Annotated in this window: 13 protein-coding genes; 5 read left to right on the forward strand and 8 right to left on the reverse strand. The window is 67.5% G+C overall.

Going from position 1 to position 13,987, the window contains the following annotated elements; genetic code table 11:
• Positions 1–58: 58 nt before the first annotated feature.
• The 4 genes from F623_RS0101340 to glyQ all read right to left on the reverse strand — a co-directional run bounded on the left by F623_RS0101340 (position 59) and on the right by glyQ (position 4,542).
• A complete protein-coding gene (locus F623_RS0101340) occupies positions 59–700 on the reverse strand; it encodes a hypothetical protein (RefSeq protein WP_018861091.1) in 642 nt (213 codons plus the stop codon).
• A complete protein-coding gene (locus tag F623_RS0101345) occupies positions 690–1,445 on the reverse strand; it encodes a 1-acyl-sn-glycerol-3-phosphate acyltransferase (RefSeq protein WP_018861090.1) in 756 nt (251 codons plus the stop codon). Before F623_RS0101345 ends, F623_RS0101340 begins: the two co-directional genes overlap by 11 nt.
• 9 nt (positions 1,446–1,454) lie before the next feature.
• Positions 1,455–3,536 carry a glycine--tRNA ligase subunit beta gene (gene glyS / locus F623_RS0101350; protein ID WP_018861089.1) on the reverse strand — a complete coding sequence of 694 codons (2,082 nt, stop codon included), beginning with the start codon at positions 3,534–3,536 and terminating at the stop codon, positions 1,455–1,457.
• A gap of 61 nt (positions 3,537–3,597) precedes the next feature.
• Positions 3,598–4,542, reverse strand: coding sequence for a glycine--tRNA ligase subunit alpha (gene glyQ, locus F623_RS0101355; protein WP_018861088.1), 945 nt, complete (start codon positions 4,540–4,542; stop codon positions 3,598–3,600).
• An 86-nt stretch (positions 4,543–4,628) separates the two neighbouring features.
• Here glyQ and F623_RS0101360 point away from each other — a divergent pair, with 86 nt between their 5' ends.
• Together F623_RS0101360 and glnA are read left to right on the forward strand one after the other, a co-directional pair.
• Complete coding sequence (locus F623_RS0101360) at positions 4,629–5,900, forward strand: cation diffusion facilitator family transporter (RefSeq protein ID WP_026278614.1); 1,272 nt, start codon at positions 4,629–4,631, stop codon at positions 5,898–5,900.
• Between the two features lie 197 nt (positions 5,901–6,097).
• Positions 6,098–7,507 (forward strand): glutamate--ammonia ligase, encoded by a 1,410-nt coding sequence (gene glnA, locus F623_RS0101365; protein WP_018861086.1) that lies wholly within the window; start codon positions 6,098–6,100, stop codon positions 7,505–7,507.
• 269 nt (positions 7,508–7,776) lie between these two features.
• On the opposite strand, the gene F623_RS0101370 is transcribed toward glnA, so the two are convergent.
• Both F623_RS0101370 and F623_RS0101375 read right to left on the reverse strand, forming a co-directional pair.
• Complete coding sequence (locus F623_RS0101370; RefSeq protein ID WP_018861085.1) at positions 7,777–8,682, reverse strand: lysophospholipid acyltransferase family protein; 906 nt, start codon at positions 8,680–8,682, stop codon at positions 7,777–7,779.
• On the reverse strand, positions 8,657–9,451 hold the full coding sequence (locus tag F623_RS0101375) for an ATP-binding protein (protein WP_026278613.1): 795 nt from the start codon (positions 9,449–9,451) through the stop codon (positions 8,657–8,659). Before F623_RS0101375 ends, F623_RS0101370 begins: the two co-directional genes overlap by 26 nt.
• 212 nt (positions 9,452–9,663) lie before the next feature.
• Here F623_RS0101375 and F623_RS0101380 point away from each other — a divergent pair, with 212 nt between their 5' ends.
• The 3 genes from F623_RS0101380 (at position 9,664) to dtd (ending at position 11,454) form a co-directional block, all read left to right on the forward strand.
• The gene (locus tag F623_RS0101380; protein ID WP_018861083.1) at positions 9,664–9,954 is read left to right on the forward strand and encodes a hypothetical protein; all 291 of its coding nucleotides are present in this window, start codon (positions 9,664–9,666) and stop codon (positions 9,952–9,954) included.
• A gap of 73 nt (positions 9,955–10,027) precedes the next feature.
• Positions 10,028–11,014, forward strand: coding sequence for a prolyl aminopeptidase (gene pip / locus F623_RS0101385; RefSeq protein WP_018861082.1), 987 nt, complete (start codon positions 10,028–10,030; stop codon positions 11,012–11,014).
• Positions 11,011–11,454: a D-aminoacyl-tRNA deacylase gene (dtd, locus tag F623_RS0101390; protein WP_018861081.1), complete on the forward strand. Its 444-nt coding sequence runs from the start codon at positions 11,011–11,013 to the stop codon at positions 11,452–11,454. Before pip ends, dtd begins: the two co-directional genes overlap by 4 nt.
• 63 nt (positions 11,455–11,517) lie before the next feature.
• On the opposite strand, the gene F623_RS0101395 is transcribed toward dtd, so the two are convergent.
• Both F623_RS0101395 and glmS read right to left on the reverse strand, forming a co-directional pair.
• A complete protein-coding gene (locus tag F623_RS0101395) occupies positions 11,518–11,814 on the reverse strand; it encodes a hypothetical protein (RefSeq protein ID WP_018861080.1) in 297 nt (98 codons plus the stop codon).
• 109 nt (positions 11,815–11,923) lie between these two features.
• Positions 11,924–13,774: a glutamine--fructose-6-phosphate transaminase (isomerizing) gene (glmS, locus tag F623_RS0101400; RefSeq protein WP_018861079.1), complete on the reverse strand. Its 1,851-nt coding sequence runs from the start codon at positions 13,772–13,774 to the stop codon at positions 11,924–11,926.
• Positions 13,775–13,987: the final 213 nt, after the last annotated feature.

Consider the following 13,987-nt stretch of genomic DNA (forward strand, 5'->3'; position numbering starts at 1 on the left):
CATCGACCAGAGGGCTGAGCTCCCACAGGCCAGGACAACCCAACCCCCTACGAAGATGCTATTCGTCGAAGACCGCCTCGATGCGGGCCTGGATATGCTGGTCGGCGTCCGGGCCGTACTGCGTGCTGGCCGGGTCGAAGCGGTCGCAGAAGGCGTAGGCAAACTTCAGGTCCTTCACGCCCAGGGCGCCGAACAGGCGCGCCTCGAAGGAGTGATCCTCCGGCGTCTGGATCAGCGTGGGCCAGCCATCCTCCCCCGGTGCCAGCGCCGGGCCGAAGAACACGACCCCCGGCAGATTCTTCAGGCGCAGGGCACAGGTACCCTCGGTCACCCCGGCCATCGGCAGGAAATCAATGGTGCGCGACAGCCGCTGCTTGCGGTTGAAGGCGATATCGATCTCGCCGCCGGCGGCACGGATCGCCGGGGCCTCGGCCTCGAACGCCAGGGTCTCAAGGCCAGCCGCCCGCCAGGCATCCAGGTCCTGCGCGCCATGGCGGCTGGGCAGGAACAGGTAGGCGGGCTTCGTGACCGCCCGAATCGCCTCCAGCAGGGAGTCGGAGTAGGCCGGGGCATTGACCAGCACACCCCCCAGCTCGCGATCGTCGATCAGCCAGACGGCCGGGTCCGAGTCGCCCACGCGGTAGATGCTGCGGTCACGCAACTCGACCAGCGGGGCACTGATCAGCGGTTCACTGCCCATGCGACTCCTCCGACGACGGTTTGGCGGGACGCGGCTCGATCCCGGCCATGGTGGCCTCGATCCATTCCTCGGCCTCGCTTAGCACCTCGACCGGCTTGCGCCCGGCGGTCTCGATCGGCGGGCCGACCACCACCTCGATGGTGCCGGGGTAGCGCCGAAGGCCCTTTTTCGGCCAGAAGCTGCCGCTGTTGAGCGCCACCGGCAGCACCGGATAGCCGGTGCGTGCCGCCAGTATCGCGCCGCCCTGGCGGTAGCGGCCGTGCTCGCCCGGAGCCACGCGCGTGCCCTCGGGGAAGACGATCACCCAGCGGCCCTGGTCCAGGCGCTGCTGGCCCTCCGCAACCAGGTTCTCCAGGGCCTGGCGCCCGGCCTCGCGGTCGATCGGGACCGGGTCCAGCATGGCCAGCGTCCAGCCGAACAGGGGGATGCGCATCAGCTCGCGCTTGAGCACCCAGGTTTGCATCGGAAAGATCGCAACATAGGCGACCGTCTCCCACGCGGACTGGTGCTTGGAGAGCACCACATGCGGTCGCGAGGAGTCGATGTGCTCGGCTCCTCGCACCCGGTAATCCAGCCCGCAGGTGATGCGCAGCCACCAGACGTTGAAACGCCCCCACTGGGTCAGAACGCGATAGCGCATCGGGCGTGAGAGCGGCCAGATCAGCGGCGGGACCAGCAGGCCGAACACCAGCGTGGAGCCGATGAACCCGAACTGGAACAGGAGGCCACGGATCAGGGGGAGCATGCGGCGGCGCTATCCCGTGGCCAGGCGGCCGATGTCGGCCACGGTCTCGAAGGCGCGGCGCAGTTCGCGCAGCAGGGCCAGACGGTTGCGCCGCTCGGCGGCATCCTCGGCCATCACCATCACCTGGTCGAAAAAGGTATCGACACGATCACGCAGGCTCGCCAGCTCGCCCAGGGCATGCAGGTAGTCGCCGTCGGCCACCGCCTGCTCGACCCCCGGCCGCACCGCCTGCAGGCCCTGGTAAAGCTGACGCTCCTCGTCCAGCGCCAGGGCCTCGGGATCGAGGTCGGCCTCGGCCTCCTCGCCGGCCTTGCGCAGCAGGTTATGGATGCGCTTGTTCGCCGCGGCCAGGGCCTCGGCCTCCGGGCGCTCGCGGAACAAGCTGACCGCGCGCACGCGGCGGACGAAGTCCAGCGGCGTATCGGGCGCGACCGCGGCCACCGCCTCGATGGTCTCGTGTGCCTGGCCCTGCTCCAGCAGGTAGCCGCGCAGACGCTCCAGGATGTACTCGCGTACCGGCTCCACCGCCTGGTCGGCCTCCGGCACGCGGTCGCGGATCGGCTCGGCCGCCGCCTGCAGCAGCGGGGTCAGGGCCAGCGGCAACTCGCGCTCGACCAGGATGCGCACCAGTCCCAGCGCGGCGCGGCGCAGGGCGAACGGGTCCTTGGTGCCCGTGGGCTGCTTGCCGATCGCGAAGATCCCGACCAGCGTATCCAGTCGGTCCGCCAGTGCCAGGGCCTGGGCCAGTGGGACATCCGGTAGTTCCGAGCCGGACTGGCGTGGCCAGTAGTGCTGCTCGATCGCGGCCGCGACCGCGTCGTCCTCGCGGTCGTGCAGGGCGTAGTAGCGGCCCATCGTGCCCTGCAGCTCGGTGAACTCGAACACCATCTGGGTGACCAGATCGCACTTGGCCAGGCGCGCAGCGCGCGCGGCCAGCCCGGCATCCAGCCCCATCAGGCCGGCCAGGCGCTGCATCAGGGCCTCCAGCCGCACGGACTTGTCGCGCAGCGTGCCCAGACGCTTCTCGAACACCACGGAGTCCAGCGCGTCCAGCCGTTCCTCCAGGCGCTTCTTGCGGTCCTGCTGCCAGAAGAATTCGGCATCGGCGAAGCGCGGGCGCAGCACGCGCTCGTTGCCGTCGCGCACCGCGTGCGGGTCGCGCGACTCGATATTGCTGATCACGATGAAGTGCGGCTGCATGCGCCCGGCCTCGTCGACCACCGGGAAGTATTTCTGGTTGTCCTGCATCGTGGAGATCAGCGCCTCCTGCGGGACATCCAGGAAACGCGGGTCGAAGCCGCCGGTCAGGGCCACCGGCCACTCCACCAGCGCGGTCACCTCGTCCAGCAGGTCGGCATCCACCAGTGCGCGCCCGCCCAGGGCCTTGGCCTGTTCGTGCACCTGCGCGAGGATATTCTCGCGCCGCGCCTCGAACGACGGCTCGACAAAGCCGGGGCTGCGCAGCCGTTCGGCGTAGTCGTTGCCGCGCTTGAGTTCCAGCGCGCCGGGCTGATGGAAGCGGTGGCCATGGGTGGCCCGTCCGGAGGTCTGCTCCAGCACCGTCAGCTCCAGCACCTCGGTCCCGTGCAGCACGACCAGCCAGTGCGCAGGACGCACGAATTCGGTGCGACTGCTTCCCCAGCGCATGCGCTTGGGCGTGGGCAGGGCCTCCAGCGCGGCCTCCAGCATCTCCGGCAGCAGTTCGCCCAGGGCGCGGCCCGGCTGCATCTGGCGGAAGACCAGGTATTCGCCCTTGTCGGTGGTCTCGCGCTCCAGGCGCTCGACCTCCACGCCGCAGGAGCGGGCAAAGCCCAGCACCGCCTTCGTCGGCTCGCCGGCGGCGTCGAAGGCGGCGGCCACGGCCGGGCCGCGACGCTCCTGGAGCTGGTCCGGCTGGCGCGCGGGCACGTCGGGGAACAGCACGGCCAGCCGCCGCGGGGTGGCGAAGGCCTCGGGTGCGCCCGGTTCCAGACCGGCCTCGCGCAGGCGGGTGGCCAGGCCCTCGGCCAGGGCATCACGCAGGCGCGGCAGGGCGGTGGGGGGCAGCTCCTCGGTGCCGAGTTCGATCAGGAGTTCGCGGGCTTCAGCCATGTCGGGTCCGTGTCGGGTCCATCACGACCGCGCGCAAGGGCGCGCGATCCGGGAAGAGGGTTCAGGCGGCGTCGGGCTTGTTGGTGTCGTCGTCGGCGCACAGCGGGAAGCCCAGGGCCTCGCGCGACTCGTAGTACTTCTGGGCGACGTTTCGCGACAGCTCGCGCACACGCAGGATGTAGCGCTGGCGCTCGGTGACCGAGATCGCGCCGCGGGCATCCAGGAGGTTGAAGCTGTGCGAGGCGCGCAGCATCTGTTCGTAGGCCGGCAGCGGCAGGCCCAGCTCGATCATGCGGTCGCTCTCGTTCGCATGCTGATCGAAGGCGGCGAACAGGGCATCGCGATCGGCGTGCTCGAAGTTGTAGGCGGACTGCTCCACCTCGTTCTGGTGATAGACATCCCCGTAGGTCACCGGGCGGTCGTCCGGGCCGACGGTCCAGACCAGGTCGAACACGCTCTCCACCCCCTGCAGGTACATCGCCAGACGCTCCAGCCCGTAGGTGATCTCGCCGGAGACCGGGTGGCAGTCCAGCCCGCCCACCTGCTGGAAGTAGGTGAACTGGGTGACCTCCATGCCGTTCAGCCAGACCTCCCAGCCCAGGCCCCAGGCACCGAGGGTCGGGGATTCCCAGTTGTCCTCGACGAAGCGCACGTCGTGGGTGAGCGTGTCGAAGCCCAGCGCCTCCAGGGAGCCGAGGTAGAGATCCTGGATGTCCGGTGGCGACGGCTTCAGCAGCACCTGGAACTGGTAGTAGTGCTGCAGGCGGTTGGGGTTGTCGCCGTAGCGCCCGTCGGTCGGACGGCGGCTGGGCTGCACATAGGCCGCACGCCACGGCTCCGGCCCGATCGAGCGCAGGAAGGTCGCCGGATGAAAGGTGCCGGCCCCCATCTCCATGTCGTAGGGCTGCAGGACCACGCAGCCGTGGTCGTTCCAGTAGTCCTGCAAGCGACGGATCAGGTCCTGGAAGGTCGGGCGGCTGCTGGACGGATTGCGTTCTTGCGACATGCGGGGTCCCGGATCAGGGCAAAGCAGACAGTATATCGGCCGGGCTCCGGCTGCGGCCACCGCTGACGGCCGTGCAAGCGTCTTGCATGTGGCGGAAGCACGCCCATACTGGGGTCTGGATTCTCTTCGGGAGAGCCGCCCTGAGCAATCCCCACGCCAACTCCGAAACCGCAGTCACGCCAGAAAACGGCCGGCGCTACCGTGCCACGCGCCGGGTGACCGTTGTGGGTGCGGTGGTGAATGCCTTCCTCGCCCTGGCACAGCTTTTGAGCGGATGGCTGCTGAACTCGCAGGCCCTGATCGCCGACGGCGTACACACCCTGTCGGACCTGATCACCGATGGTGTGGTGCTGTTCGCCGCCGGCAAGGCCGCCGCCTCGCCCGACCATGACCACCCCTACGGACACGGGCGCATCGAGACCCTGGCCACCGTGGTCGTCGGCGTGTTTCTGGCGCTGGCCGGCCTCGGGATCGCCTGGGCCGCGGGGCAACGGCTGGTGGATACCGCAGCCGCGACCGGACCGGCCCCGGCCGCGCTCGCCTTTGCGGTGCTGACGCTGGTGGCCAAAGAAGGGCTTTATCAGTACACCCACCGGGTCGCGAAACGGATCGGGTCGCGCATGCTGGATGCCAACGCCTGGCACCACCGCACGGATGCGATCTCGTCGCTGTTCGTGCTGGTCGGGGTCGGAGCCGCGGTCGCAGGCTTCCCGTGGGCCGACGCCCTGGCCGCGCTGATCGTCGCCCTGTTCATCCTGCATATCGCCGGACGCCTGATCGTACGCAGCGCCGCCGAACTGATCGACACGGCACTGGACCGGGACGAGGTCCTGCGCATCCATCACACCATCATGGAAGTGCCCGGGGTGAAGGATGCGCACATGTTGCGCACGCGGCGTCACGGGAGCGACGTGGTCGCCGATGTGCATATTCAGGTCGCCCCGATGATCTCGGTTTCCGAAGGGCACCGGATCGCCGATGCTGTGTACTGGGCCGTCACGCAGCGCCACGAGCGCCTGCGCGATTTTACCGTTCACGTTGACCCGGAGAACGACGAGGAGCAGGCGCGCAGCTCGAATCTGCCCCTGCGTCCGGATGTCGCCGAAGCGGTGCGCGAGGCCTGGATGGATGCCCCGGAGCTGGAGTCGCTGGAGCACCTTTCCCTGCACTATTTGAACGGGCGTATTCACCTGACCCTGACCCTGCGCCTTGACGGGGCATCTTCGCTTGCGGACCTGAACGCGCGTGGCGAGACCCTGTCACAGTTGCTGCAAGGCCACCCGCGCCTCAAGGGGCGGTTGGGCGAGGTGAAGATCCTCTACCGCCCGTGCACTACAGGTGTGCAACAAAAGCCTTGATGCACTAATGTGGTGCCAATGTCGCACGGATATCGTGCAACGCCACGTTCGGCGCTCGTCTGGCAGGCCCTGGACCTCCGTCACAGGGCCATCCGGGCGAAGTGGCATGATGCCTGCATAGAACCGCTTCAACGCCGCCCGACCTCGAATCGATGCGGCGAATCCAAAGACCAAGAGCAAACCTTAAGGAGACTCCCATGTCCGCAGCCGACGTGCTGAAGCAGATCCAGGAAAAGGAAGTGCGCTTCATCGACTTCCGCTTCACCGACTCCAAGGGCAAGGAACAGCATGTAACCGTGCCGGCCCATGACCTCGACGAAGAGTCTTTCGAGGAAGGCAAGATGTTCGACGGGTCGTCGATCTCCGGCTGGAAGGGCATCAACGAATCCGACATGATCCTGATGCCGGACGCGGAATCCGCGGTCATCGATCCGTTCTTCGAGGACATGACCATGAACATTCGCTGCGACGTGGTCGAACCGGCCACCATGCAGGGCTACGACCGCTGCCCACGCTCCCTGGCGCGCCGTGCCGAGGCCTACCTGCAGAGCACCGGCATCGCCGACACCGCGCTGTTCGGTCCGGAGAACGAATTCTTCGTGTTCGACGACGTGAAATGGGGTGCCGACCTTTCCGGCTCCTACTGCCGAGTGGACTCCTCCGAGGCCTCCTGGAACTCCGAGCGCGTCTACGAGGACGGCAACATCGGCCACCGCCCGGGCGTGAAGGGCGGCTATTTCCCGGTCCCGCCGGTCGACAGCCTGCACGACCTGCGCTCGACCATGTGCGAAGTGATGACCGAGATGGGCCTCGTGACCGAGGTGCACCACCACGAGGTGGCCACCGCTGGCCAGTGCGAGATCGGTGTCGGCCCCGCGACGCTGACCCAGAAGGCCGACGAGGTTCAGGTCCTGAAGTATGTGGTGCAGAACGTTGCCCACATGCACGGCAAGACCGCGACCTTCATGCCCAAGCCGATCGTCGGCGACAACGGCTCCGGCATGCACGTGCACCAGTCGCTGTCCAAGGACGGCAAGAACCTGTTCTCCGGTGACCTGTACGGCGGCCTGTCCGAGACCGCGCTGTACTACATCGGCGGCATCATCAAGCACGCCCGCTCGCTGAACGCCTTCACCAACCCGTCCACCAACAGCTACAAGCGTCTGGTGCCGGGCTTCGAGGCGCCGGTGATGCTGGCCTACTCCGCGCGCAACCGTTCCGCGTCGTTGCGCATCCCGTTCGTGATGAGCCCGAAGGCCCGCCGCATCGAGCTGCGCTTCCCGGACTCCACCGCCAACCCGTATCTGGCGTTCGCCGCGATGCTGATGGCCGGTCTGGACGGTATCCAGAACAAGATCCACCCGGGCGACGCGATGGACAAGAACCTCTACGACCTGCCGCCGGAAGAGGAAAAGGGCATCCCGCAGGTCTGCCATTCGCTCGACCAGGCGCTGGAAGCCCTGAACCAGGACCGCGAGTACCTGACCCAGGGTGGAGTGTTCACCGACGACATGATCGATGCCTACATCGACCTGAAGATGGAAGAAGTCACGCGCATGCGCATGACCACCCACCCGGTCGAGTTCGACATGTACTTCAGCCTGTAAGGCATCCGCTTCCGGCCCCTCGGGGCCAGAGGCACTGGCCGCCGCGACCTCCGGGTCCGGCGGCTTTTTTGTGCGCGGGATCCGACCCGACCGCGTTTCAGCGACCGGGAAACGCTGATTTATCGGCGTTTCCCGGCGGCACAGGTACGTGCCGCCGGAACCGGCCACCGTAGTGGTTGGTTCCGAAGCAAGCCGCAAACCCCCTTTACCCGTGCAAAGACATACAGAACGTTGTAGCGCCGCGTGCGGCTCCGAAAGCCAGGATGGCTTTATTCAGCGCTTCTATAAGGGCTGGGCTGACCCTCGGGGGCCGGGTGGAAACGCTTGTAAGCCCAGTTGTACTGCTCCGGGCAGCGCCGGACCAGGGCCTCCACATGGGCGTTGATCGCGGCCGCCGCGCGGGCAAAGTCGCGGTCGGCGACCTCCGGCCCGGCCTCGATCTCGTGATAGCGGAACCCGCGCCCCTTCGGCAGACGTTCGGCGAACAGGAACACGACATGGTCCTCGCGCCCGCGCAGCAGGCGCGGCAGCAGGGTCATGGTCAGCGCCGGGCGGCCGAAGAACGGTGCATGCGTACCGGAGGCGCCCTTCGGGCTCTGGTCGGGCAGGATACCGATGATCTCGCCGCGATCGCGCGCCTGCTGCAGCACGCGCAGCCCGGAGCGGTCGGCCGGGGCCAGGGTCGCGCCGGTCGAGGCGCGGGCCTCGCGCACCCAGCGGTCGATCTCGGGGGTCTTGAACGGGCTGAACAGGGTGGCCATCGGCCCGTGGCAGGCGGCCTGCAGCCCGGCGAACTCCCAGGAACCCAGATGCGGGGCGCACAGGAACAGTGCCCGCCCGCCCTCGCGTTCGCGCAGGCGGGCGTAGCGGGGCGGCTCGACCGCCAGTCGTGAGAGAGTCTGCGGCGAGGCCTGCCAGAGCCAGGGGGACTCGGTCAGCGCCCGGCCCATCGCCATCAGCGATCGACGCCCGACCCGACGGCGCCAGGCGGTGTCCTTGTCCGGGAAACAGAGTTCGAGGTTGCGGCCGGTGATCCGGGCGGAGCGCGTCGGCCAGTACCAGGCCAGCGCGCCGAGCAACCCGCCCAGCGCATGATTCACGCGCAGCGGCAGGCGGGCGAGCAGGCGCAGACCGCCGGCGATCAGCCGGTCACGCAGATGCCGGCGTTCGGCCATGATCGCGGGATTCGGGTGGGTCGGCCAGGGTCCGCGGCGGGATGCCGCCCTCGGTCATCAGCGGCTTCAGGGTGGTGCGCAGGTTGCGGAACAACCGCGGGTGCTGTGCCTCTTCCTGCGCAAGCAGCTGCTTCATGTGTTCGCGCTGGGTGGGCATCGCGAAGCAGGCCGGGCAGTTGTCCAGGATCACCGGCAGCCCGGCGGCCTCGGCGAAATCGCGAGTCTGGCGTTCACGCACATAGACCAGCGGGCGGATCACCCGCAGGTCGCCCGCGTCGATCGCGTAGTGGGCCTTCATTGTGCGCAGCTGGCCACCGTGGAAGGCACTCATCATGAAGCTCTCGGCCAGGTCATCCAGGTGCTGGCCGAGGGCCAGCACGTTGTAGCCGTGTTCGCGCGCGGTGCGATACATCAGGCCGCGTTTCATGCGCGAGCAGAAGGAGCAGAACGAGTCGTTGTCCATGTGCTCGCCGGCCAGCTCCGCGATCGGCTCGGAGACGAAGTAGTACGGGATGCCATACCCGCCGAGATAGTCCATCAGCTGCTGCGGCTCGAAGCCCTCGATCTCCGGATTGATCGTGACCGCGCCGACCTCGAAGCGCACGGGCGCCCGCCGCGCCAGGCCATGCAGCAGCCACAGCAGCGTCAGCGAATCCTTGCCGCCGGACAACCCGACCAAGATGCGGTCGCCCTCGCGGATCATGTCGAAGTCCGCGATGGCACGGCCGGCCAGGCGGCGGATGGAGGCGGGGACGGTGGGCGTTTCCATGGCCCGCAACATAGGGCGGTGAAGCCCGCTTCGCAAGCGCCGCCATACCCGCAGCGGTTGCCGGGTGGGGCCCATTGTCGGTGCAGGGGCACGCCCTTCTGCACACCGTGGATGCAACAGGTACCCGCGCATATCGCCCAAGCCGGGACCAAACCCATGGCATCCCGCTTGCATACGATGATGGACGGACGAATCAACGGTTGGGGACGGGTATGCACGATCGCAAGAGCTTGAGTCTGGCCGCCGAGCTGCGCCGGAACCTGCGTGCGGAGTTCCCGGCGGTGGCGCGGCTGTCGGTCACCAACGCGGACTTCATGGAGGCCATCCTGGACTACGCCTCACGCTCGCAATCGAGCACCGCCCGGGCCGCGGCGCTTGCGCTGCGAACGGAATTACACCGTTCGGGACACCTGGCACCGCCGAGCGCGGCCCCGGACACGCCGGAGCGCCGCGTGGAACCGCAACGGCGCCGGGTCTACCGGGGACAGATCATCGACGAATAGACGGACTGCGCACTTTCCCTGCGCGAGCGTTTTGGCGACACTCGGGGCCCGCAATCTAGGGAAGCACTGATCAATGGACACCCTTTACCCGGAGATCGAACCGCACAGCACAGGAAGGCTCGCGGTAGGTGACGGCCACGAGCTCTACTTTGAAGAATGTGGCACACCCGACGGGATCCCGGTCGTATTCCTGCACGGCGGGCCGGGCTCGGGCTGCGAGCCGTGGCATCGGCGCTTCTACGACCCGCAACGTTACCGCATCGTGCTGTTCGACCAGCGTGGCTGCGGGCGCTCGACGCCGCACGCGAGCCTGGAGGCCAACACCACCTGGCACGCGGTGGCTGATATCGAACGCCTGCGCGAACACCTGGGGATCGAGCGCTGGGCGGTGTTCGGTGGTTCCTGGGGCTCGACGCTGGGGCTGGCCTATGCCCAGAGCCATCCCGATCGCGTACTGGGACTGATCCTGCGCGGGGTATTCCTGTGCCGGCCGCGGGATATCCAGTGGTTCTACCAGTCAGGGGCCGACCGTCTATTCCCGGAGGCCTGGGCGCACTACCTGAAGCCCATCCCGCCGGAGGAGCGCGACGACCTGGTCGGGGCCTACTACCGGCGGCTGACCGACACAGATCCCGAAATCCGCCGAGCGGCTGCCCGCACCTGGTCGGGCTGGGAAGGACACGCCTCCTGCCTGATCCCGAACGACGACGTGATCGCGCACTTTGAAGACCCGGACGTGGCCGTGAGCCTGGCGCGGCTGGAATGCCACTACTTCATGCACGACACCTTCCTGGAACCGGATCAGTTGCTGCGCGACGCACCGCGCCTGCGCGACATACCGGGCTGGATCGTGCACGGGCGCTACGACGTAGTGTGCCCGGTGGAGCAGGCGGTGGAGCTGCATCGGGCGTGGCCGCAGGCACGCCTGGCAATCGTCGCCGATGCCGGGCACTCCGCGGCCGAGACCGGCATCGTGCGCGAGCTGGTCGCTGCGACCGACACGCTGGCCGACGAACTTAAAGGGCAGGTCGCGGGCAGGACCGGGGCAACCACGACGTGATCGCCCTGATTCAGCGGGTGACCGAGGCCGCGGTAGACATCGGTGGTGAGCGCGTCGGCGCGGTCGGGCCGGGGCTGCTGGCGCTGGTCGCGGTGCAACCACAGGACAACGAATCGGCGGCGAAACGGCTGCTGGAGCGCATGCTCGGGTATCGCGTGTTCACGGATGACGAGGGGCGCATGAATCGAAGCCTCCAGGACACTGGCGGTGGTCTGCTACTGGTGCCGCAGTTCACGCTGGCCGCGGATACGCGCAAGGGGATGCGTCCGAGCTTTACGACCGCCGCCAGCCCGGAGCACGGGCAGGCCCTGTTCGAATACCTGGTGGCTCAGGCGCGGGGTTCACACCCGGGGGTCGCCAGCGGCCGCTTCGGTGCGGACATGCAGGTCAGCCTGGTCAACGACGGCCCGGTGACCTTCTGGCTGGAGACGCGTGGCTGACACGCCAAACAAAAGACCCGGCACAAGGGCCGGGTCTTCGACATCACCAGTCAGGAGACCGGATCAGGCGGCGCGACGCAGAAACGGACGCTGGCCAGACTGCACAGCCCGACGGATGAAGTCGGCGCGACCGGTTTCGCGGTCGTTCAGGTTGTCGGCGCACTGGGACGGCTCATAGGCAGCCGCGGACAGCATCACCTCGAGCTCGCAGAGGTCGACCTTCGGCTCGGTCAGTTCGTCGGGGGTCACATTCAGCTTGCGGCCAACGTTCCAGAACATGCGCGGATTCCAGAGCTTGGTCTGGATACGCGGGGACTGAAACAGGGTGACGCAACGGTTGTTGAGCTCTTGCTGATCCATGGGGTACTCCTGATCGTACGGTTATTCAAGCGCGCCCGAATCTAGCCGACCCGCCGGGCGAATACAAGCGTTTCCTGATAGAAAGTCCGGTAGTGCCAGGCGGGGGGCGCTATTCAACCGTCACCGATTTCGCCAGGTTGCGCGGCTGGTCGACATCCGTGCCCTTGAGCACGGCCGTATGGTAAGCCAGCAATTGCAAGGGTACCGTCAGCAGAACCGGTGCCAACCAGGGGCTGAGGGGTTCGCTCTGAGGCAGGCCGATCCAGATGTCCTCCGGGGCCAGGGTGCGAGCGGCGCTGGACTCGCCAATCACGATCAACTGCCCCCCACGGGCGCGCACCTCCTGCAAGTTGCTGGAGAGTTTCTCCAGCTGCGCATCGTCAGGGGCCACGGCGACCACGGGCATCTCGGTGTCGACCAGCGCCAGTGGGCCGTGCTTCAGCTCGCCCGAGGGATAGGCCTCCGCGTGGATATAGGAGATCTCCTTCAGCTTGAGCGCGCCTTCCAGTGCGATGGGGAAATAGGCACCCCGCCCCAGGAACAGGGCATGTTGCCGCTCGAGGAGGTCCTCGGCGATGCGCGCAATCGGACCGTCCAGGGCCAGGATGCGCGCCACCTGATCGGGCAGACTGCGCAGGGCAGTGACAGCGGCCGTGCGTTCCTCGGCGGTCATGCGGGCGGCGGTGGCAGTCTGCCCCAGGAGCAGCACGAGCGTGGCGAGCGCGGCCAGTTGGGTGGTAAAGGCCTTGGTCGATGCGACCCCGATCTCGGGGCCGGCATGGGTCATCAGCACCAGATCGGCCGCACGGGCCATGGTGCTTTCGGGGACATTGCAGATCGCCAGGCGTGCCAGGAAAGGCTCTTCCTGGGACTGGCGCAGAACGGCCAGGGTGTCAGCGGTTTCCCCCGACTGGGAGATCACGACCAGCAGCGTGCCCGGGGCGAGGACATGGCGCCGATAGCGGTATTCGCTCGCCACGTCGACGCGGGCGGGCAGGCCCAGGTGCTCTTCGATCCAGTGGGCGGCCACCAGCCCCGCGTGGTAACTCGTACCGCAGGCCACAATCTGGACGGCGCCGACGTCGGTCAGGCGCTCGTCACTACCGGGGCCCAGGATATTCTCGAGCACGGCATCCTCGCCCAGACGGCCGGAAAGCGTCTCCTCAAGGGCGTGGGGCTGCTCGTAGATCTCCTTGAGCATGAAGTGACGATACTCGCCACGATCGGCGATGCTCGCCTGAGTGCGTGCCTCACGAATGGCACGTTCCACAGGCTGGCCGTGAACATCCTGGATTTCCACACCGGCACGCGTGAGCCGTGCGACGTCCCCGTCTTCCAGATCGACAAAACGCTGGGTGACCGGCAGCAGTGCCTGGACGTCCGAGGCCGCAAAGAACTCGCCGATCCCCAGCCCCAGGATCAGGGGGCTGGCGGAGCGCGCGACGATCAGCTCGTCCGGGCAATCGGCGAACACCGCCGCGAGGGCGTAGGCGCCCTCCAGTTCCGAGCAGACGCGGCGCATGGCGGCCATCGGGGAGGCCCCATCCACCAGGAGCTGCTCGAGGCGGTGGGCGATCACCTCGCTGTCGGTCGCGGAGACACAGGACCAGCCGGCTGCATCGAGATCGGCGCGCAAAGCCGCATGATTTTCGATAATGCCGTTGTGCACAATGGCCACACGGCCGTCGCGCGAGCGGTGGGGATGCGCATTCACCTCGTTGGGTGGGCCGTGCGTGGCCCAGCGCGTATGCGCGATCCCGACCGGCCCCTGCAGCCCCCCAGCCTGGATCTGTTCCTCGAGCGCGGCCACCTTGCCGACGGCGCGCACCGCGCGCACCGCATGGTCGGCGACGACGGCTACGCCGGCGGAGTCGTAGCCACGGTATTCGAGTCGATGCAGACCCTCGATGAAGATGGGGACCAGGTTGCGCTCACCAATGCCTGCCAGCAGACCGCACATGCAAACTCCTCAGGGAAACAATGATGAATGTACACGCTCGCGCTCGAGTCGCTTTTGCGTGCGAACAAGGCGCGGCGACTGCCGTGCAGTCATTCTGCACAAGGGAACCGCAACGCCGTTCCCACGCCCGTTTTCGATAACAACGGGCGGCCGAGCCCCTTCGTTTATTAAATGGTGGGGTTGGTACCCCAGGTTCCCCGATCCTGCGTTGCG

The sequence above is a fragment of the Thioalkalivibrio sp. ALD1 genome, from assembly GCF_000381245.1.
Classification (GTDB): domain Bacteria; phylum Pseudomonadota; class Gammaproteobacteria; order Ectothiorhodospirales; family Ectothiorhodospiraceae; genus Thioalkalivibrio.